At 56.0% G+C, this 17,443-nt stretch carries 18 protein-coding genes; all 18 read left to right on the top strand.

Annotated features, from left to right (window positions below; genetic code table 11):
• Positions 1 to 9: 9 nt before the first annotated feature.
• The 18 genes from IPI80_RS05720 to IPI80_RS05635 all read left to right on the top strand — a co-directional run bounded on the left by IPI80_RS05720 (position 10) and on the right by IPI80_RS05635 (position 17,433).
• On the top strand, positions 10 to 1,038 hold the full coding sequence (locus tag IPI80_RS05720; protein ID WP_413858047.1) for an RluA family pseudouridine synthase: 1,029 nt from the start codon (positions 10 to 12) through the stop codon (positions 1,036 to 1,038).
• Positions 1,039 to 1,153: 115 nt separating this feature from the next.
• Positions 1,154 to 1,834: an SMC-Scp complex subunit ScpB gene (gene scpB, locus IPI80_RS05715; RefSeq protein ID WP_413858045.1), complete on the top strand. Its 681-nt coding sequence runs from the start codon at positions 1,154 to 1,156 to the stop codon at positions 1,832 to 1,834.
• Between the two features lie 5 nt (positions 1,835 to 1,839).
• Entirely contained in the window at positions 1,840 to 3,102 is a 1,263-nt protein-coding gene (locus IPI80_RS05710; RefSeq protein WP_413858043.1) for a pseudouridine synthase, read from the top strand.
• 77 nt (positions 3,103 to 3,179) lie between these two features.
• On the top strand, positions 3,180 to 3,605 hold the full coding sequence (gene ndk, locus IPI80_RS05705) for a nucleoside-diphosphate kinase (protein WP_413858040.1): 426 nt from the start codon (positions 3,180 to 3,182) through the stop codon (positions 3,603 to 3,605).
• 8 nt (positions 3,606 to 3,613) lie between these two features.
• The gene (gene rlmN / locus IPI80_RS05700; RefSeq protein ID WP_413858038.1) at positions 3,614 to 4,771 is read left to right on the top strand and encodes a 23S rRNA (adenine(2503)-C(2))-methyltransferase RlmN; all 1,158 of its coding nucleotides are present in this window, start codon (positions 3,614 to 3,616) and stop codon (positions 4,769 to 4,771) included.
• Positions 4,764 to 5,591: a type IV pilus biogenesis/stability protein PilW gene (gene pilW, locus IPI80_RS05695; protein ID WP_413858036.1), complete on the top strand. Its 828-nt coding sequence runs from the start codon at positions 4,764 to 4,766 to the stop codon at positions 5,589 to 5,591. The genes rlmN and pilW overlap by 8 nt, the downstream gene beginning before the upstream one ends.
• Positions 5,584 to 6,318, top strand: a complete 735-nt coding sequence (locus IPI80_RS05690; protein ID WP_413858034.1) for a helix-turn-helix domain-containing protein — start codon at positions 5,584 to 5,586, stop codon at positions 6,316 to 6,318. The genes pilW and IPI80_RS05690 overlap by 8 nt, the downstream gene beginning before the upstream one ends.
• A complete protein-coding gene (ispG, locus tag IPI80_RS05685; protein WP_413858032.1) occupies positions 6,318 to 7,592 on the top strand; it encodes a flavodoxin-dependent (E)-4-hydroxy-3-methylbut-2-enyl-diphosphate synthase in 1,275 nt (424 codons plus the stop codon). The genes IPI80_RS05690 and ispG overlap by 1 nt, the downstream gene beginning before the upstream one ends.
• A 35-nt stretch (positions 7,593 to 7,627) precedes the next feature.
• Positions 7,628 to 8,914 (top strand): histidine--tRNA ligase, encoded by a 1,287-nt coding sequence (gene hisS, locus IPI80_RS05680; protein ID WP_413858701.1) that lies wholly within the window; start codon positions 7,628 to 7,630, stop codon positions 8,912 to 8,914.
• 13 nt (positions 8,915 to 8,927) lie between these two features.
• On the top strand, positions 8,928 to 9,611 hold the full coding sequence (locus tag IPI80_RS05675; RefSeq protein ID WP_413858029.1) for a YfgM family protein: 684 nt from the start codon (positions 8,928 to 8,930) through the stop codon (positions 9,609 to 9,611).
• The gene (gene bamB / locus IPI80_RS05670) at positions 9,611 to 10,747 is read left to right on the top strand and encodes an outer membrane protein assembly factor BamB (protein ID WP_413858027.1); all 1,137 of its coding nucleotides are present in this window, start codon (positions 9,611 to 9,613) and stop codon (positions 10,745 to 10,747) included. The genes IPI80_RS05675 and bamB overlap by 1 nt, the downstream gene beginning before the upstream one ends.
• Positions 10,748 to 10,765: 18 nt before the next feature.
• The gene (gene der, locus IPI80_RS05665; protein WP_413858025.1) at positions 10,766 to 12,109 is read left to right on the top strand and encodes a ribosome biogenesis GTPase Der; all 1,344 of its coding nucleotides are present in this window, start codon (positions 10,766 to 10,768) and stop codon (positions 12,107 to 12,109) included.
• A 116-nt stretch (positions 12,110 to 12,225) separates the two neighbouring features.
• The gene (gene hfq, locus IPI80_RS05660) at positions 12,226 to 12,474 is read left to right on the top strand and encodes an RNA chaperone Hfq (protein ID WP_413858023.1); all 249 of its coding nucleotides are present in this window, start codon (positions 12,226 to 12,228) and stop codon (positions 12,472 to 12,474) included.
• Between the two features lie 46 nt (positions 12,475 to 12,520).
• Positions 12,521 to 13,699 (top strand): GTPase HflX, encoded by a 1,179-nt coding sequence (hflX, locus tag IPI80_RS05655; RefSeq protein ID WP_413858699.1) that lies wholly within the window; start codon positions 12,521 to 12,523, stop codon positions 13,697 to 13,699.
• Between the two features lie 39 nt (positions 13,700 to 13,738).
• Positions 13,739 to 15,121 carry an FtsH protease activity modulator HflK gene (gene hflK / locus IPI80_RS05650; RefSeq protein ID WP_413858020.1) on the top strand — a complete coding sequence of 461 codons (1,383 nt, stop codon included), beginning with the start codon at positions 13,739 to 13,741 and terminating at the stop codon, positions 15,119 to 15,121.
• An 11-nt stretch (positions 15,122 to 15,132) separates the two neighbouring features.
• Entirely contained in the window at positions 15,133 to 16,035 is a 903-nt protein-coding gene (gene hflC, locus IPI80_RS05645; protein WP_413858018.1) for a protease modulator HflC, read from the top strand.
• A gap of 3 nt (positions 16,036 to 16,038) precedes the next feature.
• Positions 16,039 to 16,230 carry a DUF2065 domain-containing protein gene (locus IPI80_RS05640; RefSeq protein ID WP_413858016.1) on the top strand — a complete coding sequence of 64 codons (192 nt, stop codon included), beginning with the start codon at positions 16,039 to 16,041 and terminating at the stop codon, positions 16,228 to 16,230.
• Positions 16,231 to 16,284: 54 nt separating this feature from the next.
• On the top strand, positions 16,285 to 17,433 hold the full coding sequence (locus tag IPI80_RS05635) for an ATP phosphoribosyltransferase regulatory subunit (protein WP_413858014.1): 1,149 nt from the start codon (positions 16,285 to 16,287) through the stop codon (positions 17,431 to 17,433).
• Positions 17,434 to 17,443 lie beyond the last annotated feature (10 nt).

The following is a 17,443-nucleotide window of genomic DNA, read 5'->3' as shown; positions in this document are numbered from 1 at the left end:
AACACTTTCTTGAAACAGAGCACTGGAATTATATCGATCCACCCAATCGTGGCGGAGTCGGAGGAACTGGAGGACGTCAGCACCGAAGTCGAGTGGCGAACGGATACCGTCAACGTCGCACAACATGGTGAGCGGCTGGACCGGGCTTTGGTGGATATGGTGCCAGAGTTTTCAAGAAGCTACCTGCAGCAATTGATCGATTTGGGGCTGGTCTGCCTGAATTCCCAGCCAGTTCGCAAGCCTTCGACCCGCGTGAAGGCCGCAGACTCAGTGACCATTGAGCTTAGGCCAACACCACAAAGCCAAGCATTCAAGCCACAGAATATTCCGCTGGAAGTTGTATATAGAGACGCGCACATTCTGGTTATCAACAAGCCAGCAGGGTTGGTAGTGCACCCGGCGCCCGGAAACTGGAGCGGCACCTTGCTCAATGCGCTGCTTGCGTATGACAGTGATATTGCCCTGGTACCCCGTGCCGGTATCGTGCACAGGCTGGATAAAGACACCAGTGGGCTCATGGTTGTGGCCAGATCACGTGCGGTCATGGATACTTTGATTCAGGCTATTGCCGCGCGCGACGTGAGTCGACAGTACCTGGCCGTTGCGCACGGCCAATGGAGCGGGCCGAATAGCCGCACGGTGGATGCCCCCATTGGTCGTGATCCCCGCAACCGCCTGCGCATGGCCATTGTCAATTTGGCGTCCCAATCGGGAAAAATGGCGCGCACCGACTTTATTCTGCTGGACAACGCGGAGAAAGGATGCCTGGTGCGCTGCATTCTCCACACCGGGCGCACGCACCAGATTCGTGTGCACATGGCGTCGTTGGGCCATCCGCTGGTGGCGGACGTTACCTATGGTGGCAGTACTGTTCAGTGTATGGAACGTCAGGCCCTGCACGCGGTGCGGCTTGCGTTTGTGCACCCTGTGACCGGTGAGCCTATGGTGTTTGAGGCACCAGTGCCGATCGATATAGTGGCACTCATGGACTCCTGGGGCCTGCGCTACAATCCCCAAAAACGGGCAAATGGCCCATAAGTACCCCGGACCTTGCCGGGAGTTGGCACAGTGAGTTCCTCACATCTGCTGCCCACCGATTGGAATCACTTTGATTGGTCACTGTTAAAGGTGACATTTTCCACAGAATCCGACTATGAACTTGGTGGATGCAAAGCGGGTCTTGGAGACCGCATTGATTTGCTCACAGCAACCACTGCCGGTGCGTGATATGCGGGCGCTCTTCAATGAGTCCCTGGGTGCCGATACGCTTAAAAATTTGCTGGAAGAGCTGAGGAACGATTGGGCGGGTAAGGGGGTTGAGCTGGTGAGCGTTGCATCGGGTTGGCGGTTTCAAAGCCGGCCGGAAATGCGCGAATTTTTGGACCGACTGCACCCTGAAAAGCCGCCACGTTACACCCGAGCCACGCTGGAAACATTGGCCATCATTGCCTACCGTCAACCGGTGACTCGCGGTGACATGGAAGATATTCGAGGCGTCACCATCAACTCGTTGTTGATCAAGCAACTCGAAGACCGGGGTTGGGTTGAAGTCATTGGACACCGCGAGTCAGCAGGGCGACCTGCGTTGTATGCCACCACGCGGCAGTTTCTGGATGATTTGGGCCTGCAATCGCTGGACCAGTTGCCCTTGCTGGAACACGGGTCCCATCCCGAAGATGTTTTTGGGGTGCTGGCCAAGTCGTCTGATGCGATGGAGTCAAGTATTCCTGCGGCGATGGACAGCCCAGCAGATTGTGCAAAATTGCAATTGGATATACCTCTGGATGCCTCCATGCCGTTGGAGCAAGGAACTACGAATGGATTTTCAGAATGAATGACATGAATTCAACAGAGCAGATACCGGACACGCCCGAGGAAATGGATCAGTCCGGAGCTGTTGGGGGCGAAGTAGTGGCTCCAGCACAGGTGTTGGCTCCCGAATCCCAATTGGAAAATCGGTTTGAGGATGTCATCTCCGGCCAATTCGATGCCGACGAGGAGCTGGCCGAGCTGGTGCCGCCCAAGCGCGTGCTGGCGCCCATGGCGGAAACGCCCAAGCTGCACAAGGTGTTGGCTCAGGCCGGCATGGGGTCGCGCCTGGAAATGGAGCAGCTCATCATGGAGGGCCGGATTTCGGTCAACAATGAACCCGCCCACATTGGGCAACGCATCCAGTTTGGTGACAACATCAAGGTCAATGGCAAGCCCATCCGGGTTCGTATCGATCCGCCGCCGGCACGGGTGATTGCGTACCACAAGCCAGTGGGTGAAGTGGTTACCCACGATGACCCCCAGAACCGGCCCACAGTTTTTCGTCGACTGCCAAAATTGCACCAGGGTAAGTGGCAATCGGTTGGGCGTCTGGATCTCAATACCGAGGGCTTGTTGCTGTTCACCAGTTCGGGCGAGCTTGCCAACAACCTTATGCACCCACGGTTTGGGCTGGAGCGTGAGTACGCGGTGCGGGTTCTGGGTTCGCTTAGCAAGGATGAAAAGCAGATGCTGCTCGCTGGCGTCCATCTGGATGATGGCATGGCGCAGTTCGGCTCTATCGAAGAAGGCGGAGGCGAAGGCTCCAACTGCTGGTACCGGGTCACCATTTCGGAAGGTCGCAACCGCGAAGTGCGTCGCATGCTGGAGGCCGTGGGCCATGCCGTGAGCCGATTGATCCGGATTCGTTATGGCGCCATGGTGCTGCCGCGCGGACTCAAACGTGGTGCGTGGATGGAGCTCGATGAATCGGATATTCGCTCATTGGTGCAAGCCGCAGGTGGCCCACGTGAATCTGGTGTGCCCCGAGGCAATGGCTCGCCGACTGGGCCACGCAAACCACAAGGTGGAAATCAGCGTCGGGGTGGTGGTCGCAGTGGCGGGCCGCGTGGTGCCAATGCCGGTCAACGCGGCCCATCACCCGCCGGATTCAAAGGCGGCCCTGCCAACCCCAAATCGGTAGAGCGTCGGGACGGCCCAGTCCAGCCGGATCCCATGAAGACGGCTTTTGGATATATCGGTGCGGATAGCTTTACCCGCCAGCGCCAGGATGCGGGCCAGAGGCCCCGTGGTGCGCCGGGCGGTCAAGGTCGCAAGGGCCGCAATCGATAGCCGCCAATGCTAAAATAATAGGCTTTGCTTTAATTTGAAGCAAGTCAACAAATTACCAATCCAGCTCAGGAAATACCATGACAATCGAACGTACCCTCTCCATCATCAAGCCAGACGCAGTTGCCAAGAACGTTATCGGTCAAATTTACGCGCGCTTTGAAGCAGCTGGCCTGAAGGTCGTGTCTGCTCGTATGGCCCATTTGTCCCGCGGCGAAGCCGAGGCTTTCTATGCTGTGCACAAGGCCCGTCCTTTCTTCAAGGACCTGGTGGACTTCATGATTTCCGGTCCCGTCATGATTCAGGCCCTGGAAGGCGATAACGCCATTCTGAAGCACCGCGACCTGATGGGCGCAACGGATCCCAAGAAGGCGGCGCCTGGCACTATCCGTGCTGATTTCGCAGACAGCATTGATGCCAACGCCGTGCACGGTTCTGACGCTGCGGAAACCGCCGCTGTCGAAATCGGGTTCTTCTTCGCTGGCATGAACGTTTATTCACGTTAAGTTATGTAATGACGGCCAACCTGCTCGACTACGATCTCGACGGATTGGCCGCTTTTTGTGAGCGGCTTGGGGAAAAGCGTTTTCGGGCCATGCAGTTGTTTCGGTGGATCCACCAAAAGGGCGCGTCAAACTTTGACGATATGAGCGACCTTGCCAAGTCACTACGTGAAAAGCTCAAGACCACGGCGTGTGTCACGCCGCTGACCGTTCTACAGCAACACATATCTACCGATGGAACCATTAAATGGTTGTTTGATGTTGAGGGTGGCAATGCCATCGAGGCTGTTTTCATTCCCGAAGTTGACCGGGGCACGCTGTGTGTATCGTCTCAGGCAGGCTGCGCGGTGGCTTGCCGTTTTTGTTCGACCGGGCACCAGGGGTTTAGCCGAAATTTGACGTCGGGCGAAATCGTGGCCCAACTCTGGTTTGCTGAGCATTTTCTGCGCCAGTATCTTGGTCGTAGCGACCGGGTAATTTCCAATGTGGTCATGATGGGGATGGGTGAGCCCTTGCAGAATTACTCTGCGCTGGTGCCGGCCTTGCGTGTCATGCTCGATGACCATGCCTATGGATTGTCACGTCGGCGCGTCACGGTTTCTACTTCAGGTGTCGTTCCCATGATCGACCGGCTAGGACAGGATTGTCCGGTGGCATTGGCGGTATCTCTGCACGCATCCAATGACGTCCTGCGCGATGAACTGGTTCCTTTGAACCGAAAGTACCCAATTGCAGAATTGCTGCGAGCATGTTTGCGCTATCTGAAAGTTGCGCCGCGTGACTTTATTACCTTTGAATACTGCATGCTTGACGGCGTCAACGACTCCGCGATACATGCGACTGAGTTGGTCAGCCTGGTTCGCACTGCCCATGCTGGCGTCTGGTGTAAGTTCAATTTGATACCGTTCAATCCGTTTCCCGAGTCTGGGTTGACCCGTTCACCCCACAGCGTTGTATTGGCATTCGCCAAAGTATTGAGTGACGCGGGAATTGTGACGACAATCCGCAAGACACGGGGCGACGACATTGATGCCGCCTGTGGTCAACTGGCAGGTGACGTGAAGGACCGTACCGATGTTCAAAAGAGAATGAACAAGCGGCGGACCATTCCGATCTTGGCAGAAATGGCAATGGTTCCACACGGAAAAGAGGACTCGGTCAATGATTGATAAGTTACGAATTGGCGTTGCGACGCTGTCATGGGTGTTTTTGTCGTGTTTGACAGGGACGGCTGTGATCGGTTTGACTGGTTGTGCGACCAATGCCACGGGGGTGGCTTCAAGCGGGGACTTCGTCACAGAATCCGACGAATCTGACAGCCACAAGCGAGCCCGTTTGCGACTGGAGCTAGCTGCGGCCTATTTTGACAAGGGTCAAGCCACAGATGCCTTGGATCACCTGAAGCAATCTATCGCTGCAGATCCAAACTTGTTTGAAGCCTACAACCTGCGGGGGCTGATTTACATGCGGCTCAATGATCTGCCGTTGGCCGATGAGAGCTTCCGCCGCGCGTTGGTTATTAATCCGAAGGCGGCTTCCGTGCAGCATAACTATGGGTGGATGCTGTGCCAGCAATCTCGTTACCCGGAGGCTATGCAGATGTTTGCCAATGCCTTGGGCAATCCGACTTACGGGGATCGGGCCAAAACGTGGATGGCACAGGGCCTTTGCCAGCAAAGAGGCGGTCAAATGGCAGATGCCGAGAACAGCCTCTTGCGTTCCTATGAACTCGATGCTGGTAACCCCATCACGGCATACAACCTGTCTCTGATCCTGTACCAGCGTGGTGAATTCGTTCGATCGCAGTTTTATGTGCGGCGCCTCAACAACAGTGAATTGGCCAATTCAGAGTCATTGTGGCTCGGGATTAAGGTAGAGCGGCGATTGGAGAATCGTGAGGCGATGGCACAACTCAGTTCGCAACTTAAAAAGCGGTTTCCCCAGTCGCGTGAGTTTTCCGCTCTGGAGCGGGGAGCGTTCAATGAGTGAGGTGGGTATTCGCGACGTTACCAATGAACAAAGTTTGGGTTCACCGGATGCAACTCTGACTGCCGGTCAGATGATGCGCAACGCCCGCGAATCGGCTGGTTTACATGTGGCAGCACTGGCCGTTTCGATGAAAATTCCTGTTAAAAAACTGGAGGCGCTTGAGGCCGACAGATTGGATTTGCTTCACGATGCGGTGTTTGTGCGAGCCTTGGCCTCCAGTGTGTGTAGGTCCTTGAAGATTGACCCAGCGCCGGTGCTCAACAAGCTACCAGTGACTACAACTCCTCGATTGGGTTCTTACGAACGTGGAATCAACGCGCCATTTCGTCCGGCTGGGGAAGCAGCTGGTGTGTCCGTAGCGGCGCTACTTTCCAGGCCACCCGTGTTGATCGTCATCGCTTTGTTAATCGCAGCGGCTGTGGTGGTTTTTTTTGTTGCGTCTGTGGCCGCTGAAGTTGTGCGTAGTGCATCTATTCCCTTAACGTCGTCTACGGGTCTGGTTGTTTTCAAGGCACGCGCAGCGTCCTGGGTCAAGGTAGTCGACTCCAAGGGAGTGGTTCAACTTAGCAAAACACTGGATGTCGGTGAGGTGGCAGGGGCCTCGGGTGCCACGCCTTTGTCGGTTGTTGTAGGCCGGGCGGATATGACAGATGTTGAAGTGCGTGGCAAAACCTTTAGCACGGAAGGTTTGGTCAAAGAAAACGTAGCACGATTTGAGGTGAAGTAGTGAATTTCAGTTTGCCTATTGCTTTGGCCACGCCTCTTCGGCGCCAGTCGCTCCAAGCCCGTGTTGTGTGGGGTAGCAGGGTGGTTACCCTAGGGGGTGATGCGCCGGTGCGTTTGCAGTCAATGACCAATACTGATACGGCGGATGCCATTGGTACTGCTATTCAGGTTAAGGAACTCGCAATTGCCGGTTCTGAGTTGGTGCGTATAACTGTGAATACTCCAGAAGCTGCGCAAGCGGTTCCCTATGTGCGTGAGCAGCTGGATCGTATGGGCGTGGACGTCCCGCTGATTGGCGACTTTCACTTCAACGGACATCGCTTGCTGACTGATTACCCTGAGTGTGCCAAGGCATTGTCCAAATACCGCATCAATCCGGGTAATGTGGGAAAAGGCGACAAGCGTGACAAGCAGTTCGCGCTCATGATCGAGTCCGCTATTCGTTGGAATAAGGCGGTGCGCATTGGGGTCAATTGGGGTAGCCTGGATCAGGAGCTGCTGGCTTTACTGATGGATGAAAACAATCGGCGCGTACAGCCATGGGATGCCAAACCAGTCATGTACGAGGCTCTTATTGCATCTGCCGTAGAGTCGGCGCAGCGTGCTGAGGAAATTGGCATGGACCCGGGTCAGATCATTCTGTCCTGCAAGGTCAGTGGTGTTCAGGACCTGGTTGCTGTTTACCGTGAATTGGGTCGTCGGTGCCGCTATCCCTTGCATTTGGGATTGACTGAGGCGGGGATGGGAACGAAGGGTACGGTGGCATCCTCGGTCGCCTTGGGTGTTCTGTTGCAAGAGGGTATTGGCGATACGATCCGTGTCTCTTTGACCCCTGCACCGGGTGAGTCGCGTTCACAGGAAATTGTGATTGCGTCCGAGATCATTCAAGCCTTGGGGCTTCGAAATTTTGTTCCTAGTGTCACTGCCTGTCCGGGCTGTGGCCGTACGACCAGCACGACTTTTCAGGAGTTGACGCAACAAATAGACGATTTCCTGCGGGCCAAGATGCCGGAGTGGCGCAAGAGCTATCCAGGTGTTGAGAATCTGAAGGTTGCTGTCATGGGTTGCATCGTCAATGGTCCAGGAGAGAGCAAGCATGCAGACATCGGCATCAGTTTGCCTGGCACGGGCGAGGCGCCGGCAGCACCCGTATTTATCGATGGGGAAAAGCGCATGACCCTGCGTGGAGATTCCATTGCGTCGGATTTTCAAACTGTCGTTGAAAACTATATTCAGAAGCGGTTTGGTGCCACCGCTGTCATCCCTAACCAATAAGAGTTTGCATGGCCGAAAAATCTGCTGTCAGTAGAGTGGAAAAGCTGTTTGCGGTCAAAGGGATGAATGACATCCTGCCTCCTGACTCCGCACAATGGGAGTGGTTTGAAGAGCAGGTGCGCGCACAGATGCTGCGCCACGCCTACCGCAACATCCGTACACCCATTGTTGAGCCTACGGCTTTGTTTGTGCGCGGTACTGGCGAAACCACGGATATTGTCGAGAAGGAAATGTATTCCTTCGAAGACAAGCTCAATGGAGAGGCTCTGACTTTGCGGCCAGAAAACACACCGGGCGTGGTTCGAGCTGCCATTGAACACAACCTAACGTACGACGGTGGGAAGCGCCTGTATTACATGGGACCCATGTTCAGGCATGAGCGCCCCCAGCGCGGACGCTATCGCCAGTTTTACCAGCTGGGGGCGGAGGCGTTGGGCTTTGCCGGGCCGGAGGTAGATGCCGAATTGATGCTATTGGCAAACCAGTTGTTGAATGATTTGGGGTTGCGGGGCGTACGCGTGGAACTCAACAGTCTGGGGGTTGCCAGCGAACGGCATGCGCACCGTGGCGCATTGATTGCGTATTTTGAACAGCATTCCGAGTTGCTGGATGCGGATGCCAAGCGCCGCCTGCACGCCAACCCCTTGCGCATTCTTGATACGAAGAATCCCGCAATGCAAGCCATGGTTCAGGGCGCGCCGCAGTTGTTGGACTTTTTGGGCGAGGCATCGCTGAAGCACTTTGATACCGTCAAGACGCTGTTGAATGCCTGCGGTGTCCAATGGAATGTGAATCCTCGTCTGGTTCGTGGTCTAGATTACTATAGTCATACCGTCTTTGAGTTCGTGACGAACGAATTGGGAGCACAGGGGACTCTGTGTGGCGGTGGTCGCTACGATGGTCTGTTTGAGCTTTTGGGTGGTAAGCCAACGCCCGCCGTTGGCTGGGGAATGGGGATTGAACGTGTGCTGGAGCTTCTGAAGGTACAGGGGCTGACAGCGGGGTCCTTGGCACCGGATGCCTATGCTATTGTGGCGGAGGTATCTGGCCTTGCGGTTGCCATGCAAACTTTGCAGGTTCTGCGTTCTCAGGGCGTCAGCGTCCAAATGCATGCAGGGTCATCGGATGGAATGGGCAGCATCAAATCCCAATTCAAACGTGCCGATGCGTCGGGCGCGCGCTTTGCGCTGGTATTTGGCCCAGATGAAATCGCCCAAGGTGTCGTTACGGTCAAGTCTTTGCGCGATGGTAGCGGTGCGCAATCAACCCAAATCCTGAGCCAGTCGGAGCAGTGGGCCAAGAGCCTACAATCGCCCGCTTAACTGAATATGTCACATGGCAAATCATCTAGATCTCGAAGAACAAGAGCAGCTTGACCAGATCAAGCATTTTTGGAAGCAGTACGGCAACCTGATCACGTGGATTCTGATCGCGGTTTTAGGTAGTATCGCTGCCTGGAATGGGTACCATATGTGGCAACGCAACCAGGCCACACAATCGGCGGCCATGTATGACGAAGTGGAAAAGGTTGTGCGCAGTGGCGATGTGCAAAAAGCGGAACGCGCTTTCACCGACATGAAAGATCGCTTTGCCAAAATGACCTACACCGAGCAGGCCGGTTTGCTGGTTGCCAAGATGGCCTATGAATCCGGAAAACCCGATGTGGCTAAAGCCACGCTGACTTGGGTGGCCGACAATGCGTCTGATCCCGGCTATGCTTCCATTGCACGATTGCGATTGGCAGCCGTAATGATCGAGGCCAAAGCGTATGACGATGCATTAAAAACACTGGCATCTGGTATCGCAGACGAATTCGCAGCGCTTGCGGCAGACCGTAAGGGTGATATCTACGTCCTGCAAGACAAGAAGAATGAAGCCAAGGCCGAGTATCAAAAGGCTTTCAAGGCTTTTGATTCCCAATCTGAGTACCGCCGACTGGTGGGGGTCAAACTCAGTGCTATGGGTGTGAACGCAGAAGCGGGGTCGGAAAAAGCAGTTTCCGATGAGGGAGCCAAGTGATGATGCGACAGTTGTGGAGCAAACCGCTGCGCGGTCTGGCAGTCGTGGTGGGCCTGGTGGTGACACTGGCCGGCTGTTCTGGGCCTGAAAAAGCAAAGCCATTGGACTTGGGCCCAAATACCGCCCTGATTGGTGTTCGCTCCGCATGGTCGTCTTCCATTGGCACGGTTGGATTCCCTTTGGAGGTTCGCTCGGTTGGCAATTTGATTTATGTAGCGGGTAGTGACGGAACGGTCGCAGCAATCGACGCCAGAACCGGTGGTGATTTGTGGCGCACTGCGTTGGGCGTGAAACTCTCCGCTGGTGTGGGTAGTGACGGCCGCTATGTTTCGGTGGTGAGCAACGACAATGAACTGATCACACTGGATGCAAACAAGGAAATCTGGAGACAAAAGCTGGGTGCTTTGACTCTTACCGCTCCATTGGTTGCGGGCGCTCGCGTATTTGTACTCTCGGCTGATCGTTCGGTCACAGCATTTGATGTGGCCACGGGCCGGCGGTTGTGGCAACAGCAACGTACGGGTGAAGCCTTGGTGCTGAGACGTTCTGGTTTGATCATGGCGGTCGGTGATACGCTGGTTGTGGGCTTGGGTGGCCGTTTGGTCGGGTTCCAGCCGCTGACTGGAAAAGTCCGCTGGGAAGCACAAGTTGCAAACAGCCGGGGTACCAATGAGGTCGAGCGGTTAGTGGATTTAGTTGCGGGCGTTAGTCGTGAGGGCAACCAGGTGTGCGTACGGTCCTTTCAATCGGCGGTGGGTTGCGTGGATGCCGCCACAGGCAATCTGTTGTGGAGCAAGACTGCTTCCGGCGCAGCTGGTGTCGATGGCGACGAGTCAACCCTGTTTGGTACCGAGAGTGATGGTCGAGTGGTCGCCTGGCGTCATACGGATGGAGAGCGGCAATGGGTTTCTGAGCGTTTGCGCTTTCGCGGATTGAGTGCGCCAGTGTTGGCCGGCCGATCGCTCGTCATCGGAGACGAGGAAGGAACCCTGCATTTCCTCTCCCGCCAAGACGGCGCTCCCTTGAACCGATTGTCTACGGATGGTTCTGCCATTGTGACAACACCGGTACTGGCAGGACAGACGCTGGTTGCCGTGACCAAGCGTGGTGGCATTTTTGGTTTCAAACCGGAGTGATGGCGTAAGCCCTAGAAGATGAAACCTGTCATTGCTCTGGTTGGTCGGCCCAACGTCGGCAAATCAACCCTGTTCAACCGGTTAACGAAGTCACGGGACGCCATCGTCGCGGATTTCGCGGGCCTGACCCGGGATCGCCATTATGGCAACGCACGGCACGGTCAGCATGAGTTCATCGTGATCGACACCGGCGGGTTCGAGCCGGACGCGACAGCCGGTATCTACAAGGAAATGGCCAAACAAACCCGTCAGGCAGTAGCTGAGGCGGATGTTGTGTTATTTGTTGTCGATGCGCGAGCGGGCCTTTCTGCACAGGACCATGACATTGCCAAGTATCTGCGCAAACTAGGCAAGCCCTGTGTTTTGGTTGCCAACAAAGCAGAAGGCATGACGGCTGGTGCACAGCTGGTCGAGTTCTTTGAGTTGGGGTTGGGGGAAGTTTTCCCCGTCTCGGCAGCGCATGGACAGGGCATCCGCGCATTGGTGGACCTTGCATTAGCCGCCCTGTCTTTGCCGGAAGAGGGTGTAGAAGAGGTGGATGAAGACCCGGGCGTTATCAAACTCGCGGTTGCCGGTCGTCCGAATGTGGGGAAATCCACATTAATTAATACCTGGCTGGGTGAAGAGCGCCTTGTAGCCTTTGATTTGCCTGGCACCACCCGGGATGCCATTTCGGTGCCTTTTGAGCGTGGGGGGCAGCGTTTTGAATTGATTGATACCGCCGGACTTCGCCGCAAAGGGCAGGTGTTTGAAGCCATCGAAAAGTTTTCGGTTGTCAAGACGCTACAGGCCATCGAGTCGGCCAGTGTGGTGCTGTTATTGATCGATGCGACACAGGGCGTAACGGATCAGGATGCACATATTGCCGGTTACATTCTGGAGTCTGGGCGGGCGGTTGTCGTCGCGGTCAACAAATGGGATGCTGTGGATGAATACCAGCGAGAGCTAGTCACACGTTCCATAGAAACACGTCTGCCTTTTCTAAAGTTTGCTGCATTGCACTTTATTTCCGCCCAAAAGCGCCAGGGTTTGGGACCATTGTGGGATTCGATCGCACAAGCCTACCGGGCAGCCAACTGCAAGATGCCAACGCCGGTGCTGACCCGCCTGTTGCTGGAGGCCATCCAGTTCCAGACACCCAAAAAAACCGGCATGTACCGCCCCAAAATGCGCTACGCCCACCAGGGTGGAATGAACCCGCCCATCATCATCATCCATGGTAATTCGCTGGAACATGTCACAGATACCTATAAGCGGTATTTGGAAGGGCGCTTCCGCAAGGAATTCAATCTGGTTGGCACCCCTTTGCGCATCCAGATGAAGTCGTCTTCCAATCCGTATTCGGACAAGGACGGAGCCTGAGCTTACTAAGGTGGGCATTCTCCCGATCCTGTCGAGGTTTCTTGACTTCTCATTCGATACCTCGGTTTCGTGTGGTATCGTCCACTCTTCTTAATTCTTTGAACACGGAGAATATCGTGAGCAACAAAGGGCAGCTACTGCAAGACCCGTTCCTGAACGCCTTGCGTCGGGAACATGTACCGGTTTCCATCTATTTGGTTAACGGCATCAAACTCCAAGGGCAAGTGGAATCGTTTGACCAGTATGTCGTATTGCTGCGCAATACGGTGACGCAAATGGTTTATAAGCACGCCATTTCCACCATCGTTCCAGGTCGCGCAGTCAATTTTGCCGCGCCAGATGGCGATGCTCCTGTAACAGCGTAAATACGCGGGCCATATTGGCCCTTGATTCGCGCAGTTCGTTTTCTCTATCCGCTTGGCCGCAGCCGCACCATCAACCCAAACGCCGACCATTTTGGTGGGTGTTGACTTGGGTGACTCTCATTTCGATGGTGAGTTGGAGGAGTTAGGGTTGCTGGCCCAAACAGCGGGAATGTTGCCGGTCGCGCGCGTCACGTGCAAACGCAGAGCGCCGGATGCGGCGTTGTTCATCGGGTCCGGCAAGGCGGATGAAATCAAGCTTTTGGCAACCCAAATGGGGGCGAAGGAAGTTCTGTTTGACCAGAGTTTGAGCCCTGGTCAGCAGCGCAATCTGGAGCGCCATCTGGAGTTGCCGGTCAATGATCGAACCTTTCTGATCCTGGAAATTTTTGCCCAGCGTGCCCGCAGCCATGAAGGTAAATTGCAGGTCGAGTTGGCCCGCTTGCAGTATCTGAGCACCCGACTGGTGCGACGCTGGTCTCATCTGGAGCGGCAAAGTGGCGGCATCGGCATGCGGGGTGGCCCGGGTGAGGCACAGATTGAACTTGACCGGCGCATGATTGGCGACACGATCAAGCGGACCAAGGAGCGCCTCAGCAAAGTCAAGCGCCAGCGACAAACCCAGCGGCGACAGCGGGAACGCCGAGATGCGTTCAACATTTCACTGATCGGCTACACCAACGCGGGCAAATCAACGCTGTTCAATGCCCTGGTCAAGGCGCGCGCCTATGCCGCAGACCAATTGTTTGCCACCCTGGACACCACGACTCGGCAGCTCTACCTGGGTGATGCCCGTCGTTCCGTGTCCCTTTCAGACACCGTGGGGTTTATTCGCGATCTGCCTCACAGTTTGGTAGACGCCTTTCAAGCGACCTTGCAGGAGGCGGTGGACGCCGACTTGCTTTTGCACGTGGTTGATGCAGCCAATCCCCACTGCACCGAACAGATTGCGGAAGTACAGAAGGTGCTCAAGGAAATCGGTGCAAATGACATACCCCAGCTCTTGGTATTCAACAAGATGGATGCATTGGACTCGGATCACCAGCCGATTAAACTGGAAGACGAGTTTGAAATGGACGGCGTGCGGGTCCCGCGAATCTTTGTCAGTGCCCAAGCTGGCACGGGCCTGCCTGCTTTGCGCCAACGTCTGGCCACAATGGCACGACTCGTGATACCGGACGCTGTGCAAACGTCCCATTCCCTTGGGACTTCCGGGGACGACGTGTGATTGTGCACAATCGGGGCAAGATATATGAGAAATGACGACATGAAACCTCCCATTCGTGCTTTAACTTTGCGTTCGGTGGCCTTGCCTCTGTGGGTGAGACGAATGTTCAATTTGAACGATTCGCGCTGGGGCCGGGACGATGACAAACCCGCGGAACCCGGCAAGGCCGAAGGCAGCGCACCTGAGGGCGAATCAAATCGTCCTGTGGTCAACAACAACGATCCGATGCCGGGCCGCAAGGGGGCAGCCAACGCTGGGCCGCCAGATCTGGATGAATTGTGGAAGGACTTTAATCGCAAGCTCGGTGGCTTGTTCGGAAAACCTTCCCAACTGCCTCCAGGTGGCTCGGGTGGTGGGTTCCAGCCTGACATGAAAAACGCTGGCATTGGTGCCGGTTTGATTCTTGGGGTGCTGGCCTTGATTTGGCTGGGTACTGGATTTTTTATCGTGCAGGAAGGGCAGCAAGCTGTCATTACCCAGTTTGGCAAATACAAAGGCACGGTGAACGCCGGTTTCAACTGGCGCTTGCCGTATCCCATCCAACGCCACGAGCTGGTTTTTGTTACCCAAATCCGGTCCGTCGATGTGGGCCGTGACACCGTACTCAAGGCCACTGGATTGAAAGAATCTGCCATGTTGACCCAGGATGAAAATATCCTGGACATCAAATTTGCCGTTCAATACCGTTTGAACGATGCCCGCGCTTTCCTGTTTGAAAGCAAGAATCCAGAACAAGCCGTGGTACAAGCCGCCGAAACCTCGGTGCGCGAGGTACTTGGCAAGATGAAAATGGATGCGGCCCTATCGGAAGAGCGCGACCAGATTGCGCCACGGGTTCGAACCATGATGCAGGTCATCTTGGACCGCTACAAGGTGGGCATTGAAATTGTTGGCATCAACCTGCAGCAGGGCGGTGTGCGTCCTCCGGAACAAGTCCAGGCATCGTTTGACGATGTGCTGAAGGCCGGCCAGGAGCGTGAACGGGCCAAAAACGAAGCACAGGCCTATGCCAATGACGTGGTTCCCCGCGCTGTGGGTTCTGCGTCCCGGTTGCAAGAGGAGGCTGAAGCCTACAAGGCGCGCGTGACCGCTCAGGCGCAGGGTGATGCGCAACGCTTCCGATCAGTGTTTGCGGAATATCAGAAGGCGCCCCAAGTCACGCGAGACCGCATGTATCTTGATGCCATGCAGCAAATCTACAGCAATGTGACCAAAGTCCTGGTGGATTCACGCCAGGGCGCAAACATGCTGTATTTGCCTTTGGACAAGATCATGCAGATGGGTGCTTCTGGCACCGATGCAAGCAGTGCTACCCCGAGCACTGCGACATCTCCGCCGGTCCACGTGGTGCCCTCCAGTGGCCTCACCACCGATGCCCGCAGCCGCGAAGCGGCCCGCACGCGCGAACGCGAAACCCGCTAGGAGCCTGACCCATGAACCGGATTGGATTAATTTTTTCGTCGATACTGCTGCTGATAGTGCTGGCAAGCTCGACATTGTTTGTGGTCGACCAGCGTCAGTTTGGTGTGGTGTACGCCTTGGGTCAAATCAAGGACGTGATCACCGAGCCGGGGTTGAACTGGAAACTCCCGCCACCGTTTCAAAACGTGTCGTACATCGACAAACGTTTGTTGACCCTGGACAGTTCCGACTCCGAGCCCATGCTCACGGCTGAAAAGCAACGCGTGGTGATTGACTGGTATGTGCGCTGGCGCATCTCGGAGCCATCGGAGTACATCCGCAACGTGGGTCTGAATGAAGCCGCCGGCGCAAGCCAGCTCAACCGAGTCGTGCGCAATGCGTTTCAGGAAGAGGTCAACAAGAGCACAGTCAAGGAACTGTTGGCGCTCAAGCGAGAAGACCTGATGGCGGCCGTCAAGGCCGAGGTCCTGGATAAAGTGCGTGGCAGCAAGCCCTGGGGTGTCGATGTGGTTGACGTGCGCATCACGCGCGTGGACTATGTTGAAGCCATTACCGAGTCGGTGTATCGGCGCATGGAAGCCGAGCGCAAACGCGTGGCCAATGAACTGCGCTCCACCGGTGCGGCCGAAGGTGAAAAAATTCGTGCTGATGCCGACCGCCAGCGCGAAGTGACCATTGCCAATGCCTACCGCGATGCGCAAAAAATCAAAGGTGAGGGCGATGCTGAGGCTGCCCGCGTCTATGCCGAAGCCTTTGGTAAAGACCCGCAATTTGCCCAGTTCTACCGCAGCCTGGACGCCTACAAGGCCAGCTTCAATGGCAAGGGCGATGTTATGGTGCTGGATCCCGCATCTTCAGACTTCTTCAAGGTATTTCGCGGCGGTTCTGCTCCGGCTGCCAACTCCAAGAAGTAAGCCTTGAGCAGCGACACAATCTGGCTGGCTCTCGCCATGGTGCTGGTCATTGAAGGCTTGTTTCCGTTCACCTCGCCAGACGGATGGCGGCGCATGTTCACCCAGCTGCTGGCGCTGCGTGATGGGCAGATTCGATTCTTCGGACTACTCAGCATAGTCGGTGGCTTGATGATGATTTGGTGGCTCATGCCCTGAAATTCGAGCGTCAAGCCCGGTAAAATCACGGTTTTAATAGCCTCCACTTTTCACATGTCAGCCTGGGTCTTACCGGATCACATTGCCGATGTGCTGCCTTCCGAGGCGCGCCACATCGAAGAAATACGTAGAGACTTGCTGGACATGGCACGCTGCTATGGCTACGAGTTGGTCATGCCGCCCCTGTTGGAGCACCTGGAGTCCTTGCTCTCTGGAGCTGGTGAAGCGCTGGATCTGCAAACCTTCAAGCTGGTCGATCAACTGTCTGGCCGCATGATGGGATTACGGGCCGACAGCACGCCCCAAGTGGCACGCATCGATGCCCACCTGCTCAATCGCGAGGGTGTGACCCGTCTGTGCTATTGCGGCCCGGTGCTGCATACGCGCCCTGGCGGTCCGCACGCCACCCGTGAGCCCCTGCAATTTGGTGCTGAGCTCTATGGCCACTCGGGGCTCGAAGCCGATCTTGAAACCCTCACCCTGGCGCTGGATTCGCTCAAGGTGGCGCAGGTGGGTGCGATCAGCGTTGACATGGCCGATGCCCGTATCGCCCAAGCCTTGCTGAAGAATTTGACTTTGGATGAGAAACAGCTTGCCCAAATTCACGCGGCGCTGGCTGCCAAAGATGGCAGTGAACTGAAGTCCCTACTGCGCAACGCACCCGCCGCTACGCTCGCTGCGCTGGTGCATTTGCTCCAACTATACGGTGACGTGGGTGTGTTGGATGACGCGCGCCGTGCGCTGCCAGAGCTGCCAGAGATTCGCGTTGCGCTGGACCAATTGCAATGGCTGGCTGGTCAAGTCGATGGCGCCAGTGTGTCGTTTGACCTGGCCGACATGCGCGGCTACGCCTACTACAGCGGCGCCATGTTTTCCCTGTATGCGCCTGGTGCCAGTGATGCGCTGGCACGGGGTGGACGCTACGACGAGGTGGGCAAGGTGTTCGGACGCAAGCGCCCCGCCGTGGGTTTTAGCCTGGATATCAAATCGTTGGTGTCTGTGGCCGCCAAGCGGTCGCTGCGCGCAGCTATTCGCGCCCCCTGGGGTGAGGCCGCCGAGTTGCGTGCGGCCATTACCGCGTTGCGCCGCCGGGGCGAAACCGTGGTCTGCGTGTTGCCAGGGCACGAGAGTTACGTTGATGAGTTCCATTGTGACCGCGAGCTGATTCAGGCTGCGGGCCAGTGGGTTGTACAAGCTATCTGAGAATTATCCG

This window comes from Candidatus Aalborgicola defluviihabitans (assembly GCF_016705985.1).
In the GTDB taxonomy this organism is placed as follows: domain Bacteria; phylum Pseudomonadota; class Gammaproteobacteria; order Burkholderiales; family Burkholderiaceae_C; genus Allorhodoferax; species Allorhodoferax defluviihabitans.
Note: the sequence above shows the minus strand (reverse complement) of the source record. Positions and strands in the feature narration are given on the sequence as shown.

Bases quoted from the DNA above. Each gene is read 5' to 3' on its own strand.
- scpB (WP_413858045.1), top strand. From the start codon at position 1,154: ATGAACTTGGTGGATGCAAAGCGGGTCTTGGAGACCGCATTGATTTGC.
- IPI80_RS05710 (WP_413858043.1), top strand. From the start codon at position 1,840: ATGAATTCAACAGAGCAGATACCGGACACGCCCGAGGAAATGGATCAG.
- ndk (WP_413858040.1), top strand. From the start codon at position 3,180: ATGACAATCGAACGTACCCTCTCCATCATCAAGCCAGACGCAGTTGCC.
- rlmN (WP_413858038.1), top strand. From the start codon at position 3,614: ATGACGGCCAACCTGCTCGACTACGATCTCGACGGATTGGCCGCTTTT.
- pilW (WP_413858036.1), top strand. From the start codon at position 4,764: ATGATTGATAAGTTACGAATTGGCGTTGCGACGCTGTCATGGGTGTTT.
- IPI80_RS05690 (WP_413858034.1), top strand. From the start codon at position 5,584: ATGAGTGAGGTGGGTATTCGCGACGTTACCAATGAACAAAGTTTGGGT.
- IPI80_RS05675 (WP_413858029.1), top strand. From the start codon at position 8,928: ATGGCAAATCATCTAGATCTCGAAGAACAAGAGCAGCTTGACCAGATC.
- bamB (WP_413858027.1), top strand. From the start codon at position 9,611: ATGATGCGACAGTTGTGGAGCAAACCGCTGCGCGGTCTGGCAGTCGTG.
- der (WP_413858025.1), top strand. From the start codon at position 10,766: ATGAAACCTGTCATTGCTCTGGTTGGTCGGCCCAACGTCGGCAAATCA.
- hflK (WP_413858020.1), top strand. From the start codon at position 13,739: ATGAAACCTCCCATTCGTGCTTTAACTTTGCGTTCGGTGGCCTTGCCT.
- hflC (WP_413858018.1), top strand. From the start codon at position 15,133: ATGAACCGGATTGGATTAATTTTTTCGTCGATACTGCTGCTGATAGTG.
- IPI80_RS05635 (WP_413858014.1), top strand. From the start codon at position 16,285: ATGTCAGCCTGGGTCTTACCGGATCACATTGCCGATGTGCTGCCTTCC.